The sequence below is a fragment of the Dehalobacter restrictus DSM 9455 genome (assembly GCF_000512895.1).
GTDB classification, from domain to species: Bacteria; Bacillota; Desulfitobacteriia; order Desulfitobacteriales; family Syntrophobotulaceae; genus Dehalobacter; species Dehalobacter restrictus.
Map to the genome: position 1 here is coordinate 2,424,258 of NZ_CP007033.1, position 15,505 is coordinate 2,439,762.

The window sequence follows — 15,505 nt, forward strand, 5'->3', positions numbered from 1 at the left end:
TCGGCTATTGTATGCCAGTATGCTGGTATTCGGCATACCATCTTTTAATGGCCTGCTTGCTTTGCTCGCTCGGGTAATAATTCTTGTTTTCATCATCTTTGCCCACAGCAAAAACAGAAAAACCAAGATGCCAGGTTTCTTTTTCAAACACTTGCTGATAAGCCAGAAAGCAATTTGCCTGCTCCTGGTTATTAATTATTTCTGACGGCAAAGGATTCCAGGGATGAACTGCAGCACCGTCTCTTTTTGGGAAACCCAGTTCACCAAAGAATACAGGTTTGTTCCATTTCGCAGACAACTGCTTTAATTCATCATAGATATTCTGGTTTCGGTCAAAAATCCGGGTCTTATAGATCGAGCTTACAAGGTTATCTACCGTATTGGTCTCCTGGTCGGTCAATTCAAAATAAGCTGCCACAGAGATAAAATCCACTTTTCCAAGAAGCGGATTATTTAATTTGGTAATGTAGGTATCGTACGCCAAATTCTGCCCGGCATTCCATTCAGCTGTATACCACCAGTTTGTCCGGTAAGTCACTTTGCCCTGGTATCCCGCCCTGACAAAATCCGCGACATCGGTCCAATAACCGCATTGATCCTCGAATTGATCAAAGTTGGAACCGATACACAGGGCGTAGACTTTATTCGGCTTAGCCACATCACGGATGAGTTCGGCAAGGACGACCTGTTTCCAGTTCCAGAACCATTGATTGATATTATCCGGCTTGAGATCCGTCTCATATTTCTCACCGTTTTGAATATACGGATAAGGTTCCAGAATGACGTTAATTCCTTTATATTTTAAGCGTTTAATCAGCCGGACCGCTTTCTTTTCACTTTCGGCATTGATACTCATCGTACTGGCCGTCAACGACGGAATATCAATTTGAACAGGGACATTCAGGGTATTCAGCCCGAGACTGTCTATATCGCTTAGAGCCTGTTCAATTGTATAATCTACAGAAAGGTTTGCAGATTTTATCTTTTCCCCCCATGGGGTAATAATCCTGTTCTTTTCGTATTGGTGGCCAATATAGACAATATCCACCAGAACCAGTTTAATGATGAGCAACACCATAATAATGACACCTAACACAATCAGCGGGGTCTTATTTCTTTTGAGCATATTCAGCAAATTCTTCAATATTCTGATCCTTCCTAGGAATAGTACCATGTTAAATAAATAGATGATGAAAAGCGTAAAGGATGAAAAACTTATACTTTCTAATTGTACTAAGAAAGGGTGTCCGCGGAAGAATCTTTGAGCAGAAAATTGTAATTCTGTCTGAGGTATTCCGTCACCTTTTGGGCAATGACCTTATGCCCGTCTTCATTCGGATGGATCCCATCAATACAAAGCAATTGAGTAAAATCCGGTGTCTTCAAAAAAGCACCTCTTACATCGATCCATCTCGTCCTGGTTTCCTCTGCAATGTTCACAATCATAGAATTGTAGCGTTCCTGCCACCAGTATATCTTTGTAACGCTTCCCAGCCAAATTAATATACTTTTTCCTATCTCATTACTGTTTTTGCTAATCCACTTGAAATACCGATCGGCGTCAAGCGGGGGAAGCGTCATCAACACCGGGATAATATTATTGTTTTTAAGCGAAATAATGGTATCTGTAAGCATTTTCCCGAAAACGTTGAAATCCGTTTTGGGTTCATGCTCTGCCATTGGATCACTCGCAATCTGCATCCAGTCAAAATCACAGTCATTGCCTCCAAATTCGATCAGTACAATATCCGGACACGTTTTGGAGACATCCCGGTTAAGGCGTTCAATACCTTTTTTTATGGTATTACCAAATTTCGCAGCATTATAAACCATACCTTTCAGGCTGTTCTGGACCAGAGAAACATAGTTTCTGTCCAATAACGAATATTTCCCCTGATCCTCGTTATAGATCACACCTTTGGAAATGGAATCTCCTACAATCAGAAATGTATAATTATCTTTCAGTTCAGGCTGATTGTTATCCATCAATTCACACCTTTCACAACGACTTGCTTAAAACTTCATGGGTATTACTTCAAGATTTCATAAGTATTTCAAAATTGCTTTCCAATGTGTCAGCTTTTCCTCAAATTTCATCGTATTGGCCGGACTGGTCGAGGGCAATAGCAGATAGGCAATGGAAGCAGACTCCAGACGGATTTTCCTCTTATATATATTAAAGCCCTTTGCTCCATTAAATGCAAGTAATTCCAGATGTGGATACCGAATAAATAAATTTTTAAAATCATTGGTTTGTTCATTGACGATATTGGTATCGAGGCTGCCTTCTCTGGAGCAGCTACGAATGACATCCCAAAGGGCAATTTTTCTGTCCAAAAGAAATTGTTTCCTACTATCATAATCATCCATGGCATCCGTGGCATTAGACCATCCACGGGCATTGTCAAAAAGCGCATACATAATCCGCCAAAAGTGATTGTAAGGATGGGCATAATATTTCTGCTCCCTCAACGATTGCACTCCCGGCATCGAGCCGAGGATCAATACCCGGGACTCCTGATTAATGATCGGTTCAAATGAATAGATGATTTCCATTTCCATATCAGTCCAAACTCCATTGTCTTGGATAAAAGAGTGATGGCGGCAGCTTGGTACGCTTATCCCCCTTCGCCGTATTCAGCTGGGCTTGGGTCAGAAAAATGCTTTGGCTTAAATCAGTACCGCTGAGATCGGCATCGCGCAAATCCGCCCCGATCAAATCAGCTCCGCCCAGATCGGTCCCGCTGAGGTCTGCGGCAATCAGACAGGCTCCTCTAAGGTTAGCCCCTCTGAGGTCCGTTTCCCGGAGATCTGCAGCGACCAGACTGCTCCTGCGCTTAAAGGCCTTCCGAATCCCAGCCTGAATATTCCACTCCTGACAAACAGAAACACGGACCAGTTCACTTGTTTGAAGCAGCAGGGTATTTACTTCGGTACGATATAAAGGTACATCCATTTTCAGAACCTCGCACGGGCTGAGCAGTGTCAGCCGTTCCGTCTCTTCCCGCAGGGTACGAAGCGCCTCATGAATTGAACGAGCCGGGCGTAATGTCTCTGCTTCTGTCAAATACCAGAGCATCTCCTGAAGCTGCCGAATGACAAGGAAAACCTCAAACATTTGCTCCCGGAATTCCGGTGATCGCCGCCAGTCTCTGCCACCGTAACTGAGCCTGGATACTTTTGGCCCTGCGCCAAAACAGTCAAATGCCATGCAGCCTTTCAGACCCAATCCCTGAAGATCTTGATAGATACAGCAGCGAAAGTCTTCCTGCAGGTTCCGACAGGGCTGGCCCGGCTCTTTATCGTTTGGAAAGCCTTCCGAAGCTGAAAAATACAACGCGGTGCAGCACAATCCGAAGCAGTTCTCGCAGTCAGCTCTCAGACTGCATCTTTGCTCAGCAAAAACGTCTATTGGTTCACGAATTCCAGACAATATTTGATCCTCCAAAACTAAGAACTTTTGATTTACCCCAGAAATGATGCTTGAATAGCTTGTCTAATCCTTTTTCACCTTTCTAAGAACCAGTTGAATATTCAGGCGATCGGCTTCCGCTTTCAGCAAGCGGACGGCTTCTTCAGCACTGCCCTTGCAGTTGGTCTGATCCATATGATGGTTCTTATCCATCATATTGTTCAAGACGGAAAGCGGCAGCAGGTTGACCGCCAGACAATAAAATCCCTTTGATTTGCCGTCGTTGTAATTCGTGATTAGTTCGCCTAAAATTTTGTGTTTTTCCGTCAGTTCTTCAAGATAATTTTGAAGGTCTATTTTAGCCTTGGCCTGATCCTGCAATACATTTTGATAGGATATAAAGGAATCGGCCTCGCTTGGAGCCTGATACCTCTCACATGGATAGACACTGCATTCAAAACAGTATTCAACATTTTGATGCTTTTTATTACAGGTAATTACGGCACAGGAAGGATGCTTCAAAAAAAAGTCCGGACCCCCGCAGCCGGGGCACTTTGAAGAACCGTCCGTATGAAAACGCGGACAAAGACAGCAATTCAATCCGCATAATGAAAAGTCGGCGCATTTCCGCCTGTATTCTTTACTTACCATTGATTTGACCATTGCATACATCTCCTGATAGCAATGTTTGATAAAAATCAGAGTTCAACCCGTGCAGAACAGTTCTCCGCAACTCTGTACTTCACGATCTTGCTTATTAACGCATACGGAATAGGCTTATTTAACGTAAGCGTAAACTCTAGCGGCGTAAAAAAGAGCCCGCCGTAACCAGCAGGCTCGCGTCATATAAAAATCATTCGTCGCATTTGCTCTTAGCATACGGTACTCGGCAATGCTCAGGAGCATTTGCCGGGAGTAATGGAATCACCCAGTCTGGATGTGTTTGATCAATGTTAGGAGCAGTGTTCAGGACATATACCAGATACCTGTACGGATCAAGGTCATTCTCCTTGGCGGTTTCAATTAGGCTATAAATTATTGCACTGCCCTGGGCACCATTCGGCGTATTTGCGAATAGAAAGTTTTTTCGGCTCATGACAAAAGGTTTTATACTCCGTTCTGCTCGGTTGTTAGAGAGCTCCAGCCGGCCGTCCTTCAGATACTCTATCAAGTGAGGCCACTGCTGTTGCAGATAATATAAGGCTTTTCCAAGGGCAGACTTCGGAGCTGCGTTTCTTGTTTGTGCCCAAGTCAGGAAGGCATCCAGAACCGGTTTTTCCAACTCCAGCCGCTGGGTATATCGTTCTTCAGGGGTAAGACATTTAAGCTTATCCTCAATCGAGAATAGCTTGTTGCAATACTCTTGCCCAATTACTGCCGAAGATCCTTTTTGCTCGGATTTTGGCAAGGAATTGACCGCCTCATCAAATTTACGCCGAGCATGGGCCCAGCAACCGACTACCGTGATGTTTTCCGGCAACGTGTAATAAGCCTGATAACCATCCGCATGCAGGTATCCGGAGAATCCTTCCAAAAATTTCTTCGGGTTTTCAGCTTTTCGATCCGGCTTGTATTCATAAAGTATGAGCGGGTGCTCTGTATCCCCGCCGGTTCTGTACATCCACATGTAGCTTTTGGCTTGCGCCTTCTTGCCTGGTTCTTTGAGTACTTGCAAGGTGGTCTCATCCGCGAAGAGAACACTGTGCTGCAAGAGCCGTCGGTGCATCTCCTCATACACTGGTTTCAACCAGTCCTCGGCTACTCTTAAGATCCAGCTGGACATCGTCTGACGGGATAGCATCACACCGCTTCGATTCAGCTCCTGTTCCTGTCGGTAAAGGGGAGAACACATGACGAATTTCTGGGTCATGATGTGAGCTATCGCTTCCGGGGAGGCAAAGCTTCCGGAGATGACGGGTTTATCTTTCCGTGTTTTCAACACGGGGGTTTCCAAGGCCTCTGCTTTGCAGGTCAGGCAGGCATAGCTGAAATACCGGTCTTCACGGATTTTTACCTGTGGCGGAACAATTACAAGGCTGCGGCGGACTTCCTTGCCGATTTCCTGCATGACAGTATCGCAGGCTGCACAAAGCCGTTCTTCCTCAGAAAGACGATGCTCAACGACTTCAACGGGGACATTATCCGGCAGGATTTCCTCAAGGCTGCCGGAACGCTTTTGGCGGGTATGGGCAGCAACTTTTGTTTTCTCTGGTGACTCGATTTTAATATACGCTTCTGCCTCGTTAAACAAAAGGCTCAGTTGCTCCATGACCGCTTCCTGCGTTTTTTCGGAGGAAGATCCGAAGCGTTTCTTTTGGCCCAGGCGTATCTGTTGCAGAAGCAACTCAATCTGTTTGTTTAACTCTGTGTTGTGTGCCTTAAGTGCTTCATATTCCGCACGTGAAATGGTGACCATTTCGGCGTTATTTATCTCATTTTTTTGTAGCTCTTTCATAACAAAATTATACCATGAAAAAGCCAGTTTTTCCAGTGTTTTCAAGGGTTTCCAGTATTCTTTTCGAACCCTTTCTGAGCCTTCTTAAACCATGCAGAGGCCTGACGCCGGACGGTGTGCTTTGGGTTGTTCTACGCTTAAACCTTCCATTAGCCACCGGTACTGCTGTGGGGTAAGCGCCTGCGCTTCGGCGGGGCTACGCGGCCACTGAAACCTTCCGTTTTCAAGCCGTTTGTACAGGAGAACAAACCCATTGCCTTCCCAATACAGAGCTTTTATCCGGTCACATCGGCGTCCGCAAAATAGAAACAGGGTGCTCGAAAACGGATCCAGCCGAAACTTCTGCTGGACGATTCCAGATAGACCGTCAATCCCGCATCGAAGATCGGTGTATCCGCAGGCAATATAGATGCAGTCGGCTCCGGTGAAATCATTCAGCATGACTTCAGCGCGCGGCAGATTGCTTCAATGGCTGATGCATCTGCGCTGGGGTAAATGTCGGCTTCGGCATTTCCGATGCGCACTGTTGCCGCTATTTCCAGACAGTCATTCCGGCGTTCAACGGGAACTCTGGCAAAGTACGGCTCTTGATGCGTGGTCAATGCTTTAAACACTCGGCGTTGCCAATAGTAATATGTTTTCTCGACAATCCCGTTTTCCAGGCACCATTGCCTGATGCTTATTCCACTGTTCCGGCAGGATGAGATCCGCTCGCTCCACTCGGCCAGCCGTTGGTTTACGCTTAAGGTTTGCAGGCTTTGCTCCATTTGAGTCACTCCCATTCTATCTAAATGTCTACCTTAGACTCTTTTGGTGACACTTAGACTCTTTGGGATATTCTCTCATTCTGCTGATTCTATGACAATCCGCCTACATGGTTTACGCTTACTATTTAACGGGAATTGTACCGATCCACACGCGTATAAACATCATTAATTAGTTATACGAATTTAAGCGGATTCCTCTGCTAAACCAAGAAACATTGATCATTTGGCGCCAAAATAAAGAATATTTTTTCGAATAACCCCTGTAGAACCTGAAAGGGATGTGCTACAATAGTTCTGTGACCGAAATATCAATCGAATAGGGATACAGGAGCAACGACAATGGCAAACTTGGTGAAAGCCAGGGACGCAAAGCTATGGGTCTTCCAGAATAATTCTGATGACTGCCAGGCTACCGAATCCGCTCAGGTTTGTTTTGAATGTCGCCATGCAATCTGCTGGTGATTTTTTTGTTGCTTCAGCCAGCACTGATTTATCGGAAAGGAAGATTACAATTGCGTCAGGTAAGTGTAAACCGGCTTCAAAAGGGAGACGTGTTGGGACGAACCATTTTCTCGCATAACGGCCGTTCATTGCTTGGGAAAGGAATCACGCTGACCCAGCCATATATCGACCGGTTAAAAGAACTGGGCATTAGTATTGTCTATGTGGACGATGACGAAACGAAGGATATCGTTATTGAGGATGTTATTTCCGAGGAAAACAGGCGGGAGGCAATGAACTCCATTGAACATTCAGCGGAAGCGGTACGAATCGGTAAAGATCTCAATGGTTTTCAGGTAAAAAAGACAGTAAACAACATCATCGGGGACGTCCTGTTTCAAGAAAAGATATTTCTGAGCCTGACAGATATGCGGAGCTATGACAATCAAGTTTATGCGCATTCAGTCAGTGTTTGTGTCCTTGCGACCATTTTGGGCAAAGCTTTGGGACTGGATAAAGATACCCTGGAGGCACTGGCGGTAGGGGCTTTGCTTCACGATATCGGGACTGTCAAGCTGCCAAAAGAGCTTGTCGCCAAACGTGAGGCCTTTACTCCGAAGGAAAATGACCTATATAAGACGCACACTGTACATGGATTTGAAATACTTCGGAACAAACCGGAATTGAACTTATTGAGTGCGCATATTGCTTTGCAGCATCACGAATGGTTGAACGGAAACGGCTATCCCCGGAAGCTGTCCGGCCGGCACCTCCATATCCTGGCTCAAATCGTCGGGCTGGCCGACTTCTATGATAATCTGGTCAATGATGGCCCGGGCCACTCCCGGATCGTCCCGCATGAAGCCTGTGAAATTGTAATGGGATGTGCAAACAAACTATTCTCCCAGCAGTTGGTTGTAACGTTCTTAAAGCATGTTGCAGCCTATCCGACCGGCTGTACCGTTAAGCTCAATACAGGTGAAGTTGGGATTGTGGTTGACCAGAATAAAAGTTTGCCGATGCGCCCAATTATCAGGATATTAATCGCTGACAAAGGGTTGGCCCATGTCCGGGCTAAGGAATATAACCTTGTCGAAGATCTTACAACCTTTATTGTTTCCATTGTCGAGTGAAGCTGATCCATTTCTTGAAAAAAAACGCCGGCTCAAATGTTTTTTGAGCCGGCTAATCTATTATTTCGGAAGTTTTCCAAACACCTTCAATACGGACCGGTGGAATGAATGAGGAAACGATGGTTCTGCAAACATTAGGACGCATTGGTCATGGATGACGTTTATCTGATTTTCCGTACAATAGTCTATAGCCTCTTTAGATTCAGCCCCCTGCTGAATCCAGATATGCTTGACTCCAGCTTCTACCGCGTCCCTAACGACCTTATTGGTTTGGTCAGGAGGGACGACGATCACTGCGCCGTCGGCTTTCTGCGGTAAAGACTGAAGGTTCTCATAGCAGATCTCGCCGTCAATACTGTCCATATTGGGATTTACGGCAAAAACATTATACCCTCTCTTCTTTAACGTTCTATACAGCCTACGCGAGAACTTCTTTTCGGATCTGGATACCCCGACCACCGCTAAAGTACGCAGGTCTAGAAAATCATTGACTGAGCTCATTGTCGTCAAAAAAATGACCCCCTTTATTAAATTATTGTTTACTTTCTTGGTGATGTGGCTAATTCCTTCTTCCAATATTTATTTTCTGTGAAAACTATTTTCAGTTCCCTATCGCATTAATAAACAGGCTCTTATTTCCTTGCTAATATTCATGATGAACAGGCGTCATCACTACATGTAAAAGCTTGCAATAATCTGGGCGGCCGGCAAAAACAGCACTTGCCCCAATAATGTGCCAATTAGTTTTGTAGCAATAAGCATAATGACCAATGCTTTCACATCAGCATACGGCCTTATTCCTTTCAATGCCTGGTCTGTAATAATTGCCGATTTTGGGTCGATAAAAAAAGTGAGTAGAATACTTGCCATGCCATTAATGATTCCTGATGAAGCTGCTGCTGCTAGTGCTGCTTGCTCCGGAACCAGAAGAGCTGAGTAATTAGCGGCAAGGACCCCAATGGTATATATACCTGTAACCAAAACATTGGTAACAAGTAACCTTTTGGGTATCTCTCTATACCTTAGTCTTTCCAGCATTGTCTTCGAAGGCCGTACAGCACTTTTTACAATTCGCTTGATATTATTTGCCTGCAGGGCCTCGACAACTAAGGAAGGTACAGAACCGGCTAATTCTAAACGTTTGACAGCAACTTCAAATATCTTTAAAAATGTAGGTATGAGCAGGATTCCAAATAGGGTCCCCGCTGTCGCAGCAAAAATAACCGACCGCAAATCACTGATCGGGTTCAGTCCTTGCGCTATACTTAAACCAACAATGCTTGCAATTAACGGTCCCTGAAACATGTTGGCTGTCCGTGAAACAAGAACAAACATGTTGAAAAGTGAAAAAGATAAAGCAACCTGTCCGCTCTTTACGGAATTCAAGCGTACAGAGTAGGCCAGGGTATCGACAATATGAATGACAACTGTAAGAATCATTAATTCTATTAGCATCTTTTCCATTTACTGCAATCCATACGTTTTCAAAAGAATTAATATTGTATGATTGGTCATTTTATTCGTCAGCAGTTGCTTGAATTTTACTGAATTCGTTTTGCCTTCAAATCTTAGCTTTTCTAATCCCATAGAGATTTCACTTTGTTTGAATATCAAATCATCATAAAAATTTTCGAACTTTGCCAGTTTATTAATGGCTTCCCCAGAATAACCATTTGCATCATGCTGTATTTGAAAATCGTCCACAATAAAAAGACCATTGCTTTCTAATGCTTTTGTTAATCTTTCCATGTGATTACTCCTTGTATAAATATTTACATGGCTATGATTGTTATTTCTGGGTATTTTGACAAATTCCTTCTTGACTCAATCTTGACTCAATTTTTTGTAAAGTCCAATGCAGATTGTACATCTGTTAAGTAACCCTCCACCTCATTCAAATAAGCAGCTGCCGTTTAGGAAAAGCTTGATATGCACTTCACACCCATTTTTTCCATATCCTTTAGAAGACGATTCGGTTCAGCCAAGTGCCCCATCATCCAAAGTCCAGGCTTACGGGCAGAGCCATCCAAGTATTGCAATAAAGTTGCAACAACAGGGATAGCTGTTAATTCGTAACCATCGGGATGAGAAACGCTGACGTGGGGTTGAATCATCTGTCCATCCTTAGATCCAGATGCCCTAACCAGAAGTTCAACCCGATATGGCGGTTTGTGAAAAGTGCCCATGCTCCACCATAAAAGCTTACCAATGGATCTGACAGCGTTTGGCATGATCTTTAGCCACATCCAGACGATTGACATCGTTACCCAGTCTGTCACCCAGTGTGACTCCGATATATAAAAGCCAAGATTCTTGAGCGAGGGGTACAACTCCGGCAGCGGCTGCAATTCCTCAAAGAACATCGAATAGCACCGTTTCAATCCGATGTCGCTCCCAAAATCTATTTTACGTATTTCATACGAGCTTTTTTTCGTCCATTGTCCATTCTTATAGACCTGAGCCTGATATTCCTTGAAACACTCAACCAATTCGTCAACTGCTTCGGTATAAGGAAGATCTTTCCCCATATTAAGATAGCCAGCTGTTATGGCGCTTTCAATCGAGTCCATATGGGTGGCCACGTAACGAACCAGTGCGGAAGGGAGCCCAGGATGAAACCCGGCCTCCGTGATAAAAGTTCTTCCAGCGCTTTTGATTTCTGTAGCAAGGGACTGCAAATAAGCAAATTTCTTAGAGCCAAGCTGCACATCGAGATAATCAATTCCAGCCTGAAGCGCAGCCTGGGCCACGATTTCGGTATAGGCAGTCGTGGGGGCTGCGACCACAACGATAGACTGGTCTTTAAACGCTGTTCGTAAGGATTCCGCTTCTGATGCGTTTGCATAAACAGCCGATGCACGTAAACCGGGGTACTGTTGATTCAGCTCATCAACAAATACCTGCGCCTTGTCGGGGTATCGTGTCCCAATTGTAACGGTAGCTTCGGAATACTCCAATAAATGACGCGATATCAATCTACCAGTTTGACCTGTCCCACCTAGGATAAGAATTTTAGACATCATTTTCTCTTCCTTTCTTTTGGCCAGTACTTTCACTTTTAAGTGAAAACTCCAAAAACTAGTCCCTTACAAATCTCGCATGGTCTGTCACCTAACTCATCCTTACGTCGCTTTCAGCGGCATCTATGATAATGAAAAGGGATGATACCCCTATTGTATCCTAAGCTTACACTATCTTCCATTATTTTCTTCTTTGCTGTATTAATATCATCCTCCAAGTAGCGGGAACCGGCTGTCATCGGAAGTCGGTAGATTTACACATTCACTCAAATGACAACTCCATACACGCACTTCCCTGTCCTACTTTTCATAACTTATAAAGGAGGTGGGGAAATGTCTACTGAAATACAACAATCAAGTCCAGTTACTCGTTGTGTGACTCGGATTGGAAGTGTTGAAGATTATTTAAGAGCTGTAGATTATGCATTCCAAAAGATCTGCCCTGCGGGGGGTAGATGTGAATTATGGTACCGTGGTCAAAACCAACCGGCAAACCAAAACGCATTCAATTTAGAACCCAGCATCACACGAAGAGGGCGCAATCCCCAAATGGAAATTATCTATCTATCTAAGTTCAAATCTTATGCTATTCCTTTCGTACAGGAGCTGCCCTCTTTTCCCATTCCGAATGGTCCGGCAGCTTATTGGCACTGGCTCTTTATGATGCAACATTACGGAGTACCAACCCGACTATTGGATTGGAGCCGAGATGCGCTTACTGCCCTTTTCTTTGCATTGGATGGTCGGGGTGCTAACGATGTTGGCAAAGATGCTGCAGTTTGGATTCTAAATCCCGTTCTGCTCAATGAAGCATTCTCATTTCATAGCTTTGTTAAAGCTGGCTATATTCCCAATGTAGATGAAAAGATCGTTGATCTCTACTTTGGGCCGAATGCTGAAATCCTTGCCAGTAAGAAGCCTGCCGCTGTCATCGGCCCCTTGAACAATCCACACATTGTCGCTCAAAAAGGGGTTTTTACTGTATTCCCCCATGATAAAGAGATTATCCCATTGAATCTCTTCTCAGACGCTTCGGACTATCTCCTTGAGATCTGTGTCGCTGCCAACAAAATTCCATTGATCACTTCTCAACTTGAGCATTATGGTGTGACACGCTTTACCCTCTATCCGGATATCACTGAGGTTACCCGCCAAATTAACCTTGAAGTCCAAGAGGAAGGTCAGTTGCCTTCTATCACCAATTCCATTATTCCGATGTAAGATATTAAAAGTTTTAAAAATGACCCAGATTGTTCGCCCCCAGATTGAGAAGTCGCTAATGGAGGGCGACTCTTCTTATACTAAAAACATTTTATTCATACGTAAAGTCTATAGGGCTTAACTTAATTAGTTAATTGATAAAATTCTCTTTTTCTGAACAGACTATATTTGTATCATTCTGTTAGAAGAGAGGTACTACTTTGAAAAAATATAATGATACTATCACTATCGGAACAATCAGTGGAATAATTGCAGCAATTGTCATGACTTTAATGGACTGGATACTTCTTTTATCTGGTATTCAATTTACGCCGCCTTGGGTAGTAGCTGGAAACATTTTACTAAACACTGACGTTCTCTATACCCCAGCTGGAATTCTAATAGGTTACATCGTTCAGTTTCTTCTTGGGTCTGGATTAGGTGTTATTGTTACTATTGTTATCAGATTAACTGGCAAAGACTATTATTTAATTAAAGGTTTAGGCGTATCCTCACTTTTTTATATTGGTAATACTGGAATAATGCAAACACTGGTAAACATAGCACCTTGGATGCGGAGTGAGATTAGTTCGACATTAATGGCACTTATTAACTTCATTGTTCTTGGTGTATTAAGTTCGTTAATCATAGCTAAATACTATGAATTTAATAATAAACCAAATTCTCAAAGATAAACTTCTTAGCTCATATTGGCAAAGTGTCGCTAAAACACAGTGTTAGGCAATGGCTTTGTCCCAAAAGAAAACCTCAGGAAATTATGTATTCTCCCAAGGTTACAGCCATTTGTTGATCAGCCGCAAGAATGCTGTGTCTTTGACTGCCGGGATTCCCAGCGGTCTGGTGCCTTCTCCTTTTGGTAAGGAGTTGGCGATTCTACCACCTTTCATGGATAGCGTAGGTCTCAACCTTCATATTCGTCTTGACAACAGGCGGCCACTCTTTGAGCCTTTCGACCATATTTTCTGCAAGCCGGCTCGCGTCTTTATTGCATTTTTCCTTCACCGCCGGATCAAGTCTGGCCAGTTGTCCGAGCGCTGTCAGCAGTTCGTAGAACGTATCGGCGATCGTTTTGCAGCAAGTGGCGCATTTTTCTTCATACTCCGTGGTAAAGGTTGAGGGGGCTGCAGTTTTTGGCGCACTTTTTGGTTTGTCGGTTTTTTTGACGGTTATATATTCTATTTTGATATCCTGAGGATTATTTGGTATTGGCGTGACTTGAGCCTGCACTTTCTCCGGAGCGGTTTGGTTCAGTTCTTTGAGAGTCTGATCAAGCTCCCGGGAAGTCATATCTTTAACATTATGCTGCAGGATAAATTTCTCCCGCTCATCTTCCGGAATCCCCAGAAGGAGGAGAGCCTGGTAGTAGGTTAAATTCGTCAGCGCTGACGAATTTGAGCTGCCACCGTCACCGATGGAAGCGAACAGTTTATCTCCATATTCTTCAAAGAGCTGCATTAGTCTGTTGGCTGTGCGCTGGGAATAGCTCACCGATTCGATCAACCATTTTCCCCATTCTCCATACGGAAGCAGGGCTTTGGCCTCCTTCAGGTGCTTGCCAACCTCAATGGCATTGGTAAGCATAATTTTACAAGTCTGTTGTTTGATTCTATTAATCTCAGCCGCAATAACAACCGGCGTACGTTCAGTGATTTGTTCATTCATTTTTATTCCCGCCTTTTTGGTAGCTTTAATTACAGCATACGCAGACGGGCTTCAGATGGTGAATGCTTGTCTATGAACCTATCAAATCACCTTTCAAAGTTGAGATGCTTTAGGATGAGGCTTATTACACAATATAAGGAAAATACGTCTTATCTGGCTCTTGCATATGCCTATCACAATTATGATATAATGTTAATATATATAATGATAAAGGAGAATGCTTATGCCTACTATAAAACCTATTTCTGATCTAAGAAATAATTTCAACCAAATATCTGAAATCTGCCACAAAGATGGTGAACCAGTTTTCATAACTAAGAATGGTCAAGGAGATCTTGTTGTTATGAGTATGGCCCTATATGAAAAACAACAAACTCTATTAGAGCTCTATCAAAAACTAGGTGAAGCCGAAGCGCAAAGTAATTCAGGAATAGAGAGAATCTCACACAAAGACTTTATGAAAACTTTGAGGGATAAGATCAATGGATAAGGAATATCATGTTGAATATCTTCCAATTGCCCAAGAAGATTTGACCAGCATTATTGAGTATATCCAGATGGATGATCCCTCCGCTGCACTATCCTTCCTAGACGAAGTCGATCAAACAATTTCTAAGCTTGAAGCTTTTCCATATATTGGGTCTGTGCCCAAAGACATGCGCCTTATGCATCTAAACTACCGCATTTTAGTAATAGGAAATTACCTTGTTTTCTATGTTGTACTTGATGAAATAATTGAAATCCGGAGAATCCTTCACGGGAAAAGACAGTATAGCTTCTTGATATAGCCCCGAAAGCCAGATTTTAGAGTCACGTCCCGCGAATTGCCGATGTGTCATGACCGCATGCATCTATGTAAAGTTGCGAGAACTGCGTGTTATGTAAAGTTGGACGACCTAAAATTCGGAGCCGACCACGGACAGACCGTGTAAAAACTCATCCTTAATTTACAGTTATAAAATTAATTTACCAATAATTGCTCTTGTTGTACTACAAATATAAAAATACAAAGGTCTTCTGTCCCATTTAAATTTGCTCGTCGAAGATTACTATTGCAAAAATTTACATGTCTTAGGTCACATCCTCCAAGGTCAACGTTTTCAAGGTTGGAATCACAAATCGAAGCCCTTTTCAAAATGGTTTCATAAAATCTTGTAGTCCCTAGATGTGTATTACAAAGGTTTGCTTTTGTTAAATCTGCCTCAGATAAATCTGTCATAAAAAGATCCGTATTACTGAAATTAACATTCTTCAAATCTCGCATACGCAAATTAGCGCTACTTAAATCAGGTATAATACTGGGATTCTGATTTCTCCAATTATTCCATGCATTTATTCCTTGTTCTAAGATATCTAACTGCATTGGATTAGCCATATAAAAATCCTCACTTGTA

Annotated in this window: 19 protein-coding genes and 1 riboswitch; of the genes, 5 read left to right on the forward strand and 14 right to left on the reverse strand. The window is 43.3% G+C overall.

The genetic code is table 11. The features are described from left to right. Window positions 1–4: 4 nt before the first annotated feature. From DEHRE_RS11630 to tnpA, 8 genes are all read right to left on the reverse strand, one after another. On the reverse strand, window positions 5–1,144 hold the full coding sequence (locus tag DEHRE_RS11630) for a glycoside hydrolase family 113 (protein ID WP_025206082.1): 1,140 nt from the start codon (window positions 1,142–1,144) through the stop codon (window positions 5–7). Between the two features lie 89 nt (window positions 1,145–1,233). After that, window positions 1,234–1,986 carry an SGNH/GDSL hydrolase family protein gene (locus DEHRE_RS11635; RefSeq protein ID WP_025206083.1) on the reverse strand — a complete coding sequence of 251 codons (753 nt, stop codon included), beginning with the start codon at window positions 1,984–1,986 and terminating at the stop codon, window positions 1,234–1,236. A gap of 57 nt (window positions 1,987–2,043) precedes the next feature. After that, window positions 2,044–2,562, reverse strand: a complete 519-nt coding sequence (locus tag DEHRE_RS11640; protein ID WP_025206084.1) for a DNA-deoxyinosine glycosylase — start codon at window positions 2,560–2,562, stop codon at window positions 2,044–2,046. 1 nt (window position 2,563) lies between these two features. Continuing rightward, window positions 2,564–3,433: a pentapeptide repeat-containing protein gene (locus tag DEHRE_RS11645; RefSeq protein WP_025206085.1), complete on the reverse strand. Its 870-nt coding sequence runs from the start codon at window positions 3,431–3,433 to the stop codon at window positions 2,564–2,566. A gap of 63 nt (window positions 3,434–3,496) precedes the next feature. After that, window positions 3,497–4,075, reverse strand: a complete 579-nt coding sequence (locus DEHRE_RS11650) for a DUF3795 domain-containing protein (RefSeq protein WP_025206086.1) — start codon at window positions 4,073–4,075, stop codon at window positions 3,497–3,499. A 190-nt stretch (window positions 4,076–4,265) separates the two neighbouring features. Beyond that, window positions 4,266–5,867, reverse strand: a complete 1,602-nt coding sequence (gene tnpC, locus DEHRE_RS11655) for an IS66 family transposase (protein ID WP_242836908.1) — start codon at window positions 5,865–5,867, stop codon at window positions 4,266–4,268. An 84-nt stretch (window positions 5,868–5,951) separates the two neighbouring features. Beyond that, window positions 5,952–6,308 (reverse strand): IS66 family insertion sequence element accessory protein TnpB, encoded by a 357-nt coding sequence (gene tnpB, locus DEHRE_RS11660; RefSeq protein WP_019226927.1) that lies wholly within the window; start codon window positions 6,306–6,308, stop codon window positions 5,952–5,954. Continuing rightward, a complete protein-coding gene (gene tnpA, locus DEHRE_RS14180) occupies window positions 6,302–6,634 on the reverse strand; it encodes an IS66 family insertion sequence element accessory protein TnpA (RefSeq protein WP_019226926.1) in 333 nt (110 codons plus the stop codon). The genes tnpB and tnpA overlap by 7 nt, the downstream gene beginning before the upstream one ends. Window positions 6,635–6,965: 331 nt before the next feature. Next, a riboswitch (cyclic di-GMP riboswitch) is annotated at window positions 6,966–7,051 on the forward strand. A 95-nt stretch (window positions 7,052–7,146) separates the two neighbouring features. Here tnpA and DEHRE_RS11670 point away from each other — a divergent pair. Continuing rightward, window positions 7,147–8,208, forward strand: a complete 1,062-nt coding sequence (locus tag DEHRE_RS11670) for an HD-GYP domain-containing protein (protein ID WP_019226046.1) — start codon at window positions 7,147–7,149, stop codon at window positions 8,206–8,208. Window positions 8,209–8,268: 60 nt separating this feature from the next. Here DEHRE_RS11670 and DEHRE_RS11675 read toward each other — a convergent pair whose 3' ends face one another. The 4 genes from DEHRE_RS11675 to DEHRE_RS11690 all read right to left on the reverse strand — a co-directional run bounded on the left by DEHRE_RS11675 (window position 8,269) and on the right by DEHRE_RS11690 (window position 11,165). Beyond that, the gene (locus tag DEHRE_RS11675) at window positions 8,269–8,709 is read right to left on the reverse strand and encodes a CoA-binding protein (protein ID WP_083221840.1); all 441 of its coding nucleotides are present in this window, start codon (window positions 8,707–8,709) and stop codon (window positions 8,269–8,271) included. A 171-nt stretch (window positions 8,710–8,880) separates the two neighbouring features. Further along, complete coding sequence (locus tag DEHRE_RS11680; protein WP_025206087.1) at window positions 8,881–9,672, reverse strand: lipid II flippase Amj family protein; 792 nt, start codon at window positions 9,670–9,672, stop codon at window positions 8,881–8,883. Further along, a complete protein-coding gene (locus DEHRE_RS11685) occupies window positions 9,673–9,957 on the reverse strand; it encodes a hypothetical protein (RefSeq protein ID WP_019226043.1) in 285 nt (94 codons plus the stop codon). It lies immediately after the preceding gene. A 164-nt stretch (window positions 9,958–10,121) separates the two neighbouring features. Next, on the reverse strand, window positions 10,122–11,165 hold the full coding sequence (locus DEHRE_RS11690; RefSeq protein ID WP_242836953.1) for a saccharopine dehydrogenase family protein: 1,044 nt from the start codon (window positions 11,163–11,165) through the stop codon (window positions 10,122–10,124). 396 nt (window positions 11,166–11,561) lie between these two features. Here DEHRE_RS11690 and DEHRE_RS11695 point away from each other — a divergent pair, with 396 nt between their 5' ends. Together DEHRE_RS11695 and DEHRE_RS11700 are read left to right on the forward strand one after the other, a co-directional pair. Beyond that, window positions 11,562–12,449: an FRG domain-containing protein gene (locus tag DEHRE_RS11695; protein ID WP_025206089.1), complete on the forward strand. Its 888-nt coding sequence runs from the start codon at window positions 11,562–11,564 to the stop codon at window positions 12,447–12,449. 200 nt (window positions 12,450–12,649) lie between these two features. After that, window positions 12,650–13,123 carry a hypothetical protein gene (locus DEHRE_RS11700; protein WP_025206090.1) on the forward strand — a complete coding sequence of 158 codons (474 nt, stop codon included), beginning with the start codon at window positions 12,650–12,652 and terminating at the stop codon, window positions 13,121–13,123. Between the two features lie 199 nt (window positions 13,124–13,322). Here DEHRE_RS11700 and DEHRE_RS11705 read toward each other — a convergent pair whose 3' ends face one another. After that, window positions 13,323–14,111 (reverse strand): DUF3102 domain-containing protein, encoded by a 789-nt coding sequence (locus DEHRE_RS11705; protein ID WP_019226037.1) that lies wholly within the window; start codon window positions 14,109–14,111, stop codon window positions 13,323–13,325. Window positions 14,112–14,334: 223 nt separating this feature from the next. Here DEHRE_RS11705 and DEHRE_RS11710 point away from each other — a divergent pair, with 223 nt between their 5' ends. Continuing rightward, window positions 14,335–14,601, forward strand: a complete 267-nt coding sequence (locus DEHRE_RS11710; RefSeq protein WP_019226036.1) for a type II toxin-antitoxin system Phd/YefM family antitoxin — start codon at window positions 14,335–14,337, stop codon at window positions 14,599–14,601. Next, the gene (locus tag DEHRE_RS11715) at window positions 14,594–14,899 is read left to right on the forward strand and encodes a type II toxin-antitoxin system RelE/ParE family toxin (RefSeq protein WP_019226035.1); all 306 of its coding nucleotides are present in this window, start codon (window positions 14,594–14,596) and stop codon (window positions 14,897–14,899) included. The genes DEHRE_RS11710 and DEHRE_RS11715 overlap by 8 nt, the downstream gene beginning before the upstream one ends. A 173-nt stretch (window positions 14,900–15,072) precedes the next feature. Here the strand turns inward: DEHRE_RS11715 and DEHRE_RS11720 are convergent, their stop codons facing one another. Further along, window positions 15,073–15,486, reverse strand: coding sequence for a pentapeptide repeat-containing protein (locus tag DEHRE_RS11720; RefSeq protein WP_019226034.1), 414 nt, complete (start codon window positions 15,484–15,486; stop codon window positions 15,073–15,075). Between the last annotated feature and the right edge of the window lie 19 nt (window positions 15,487–15,505).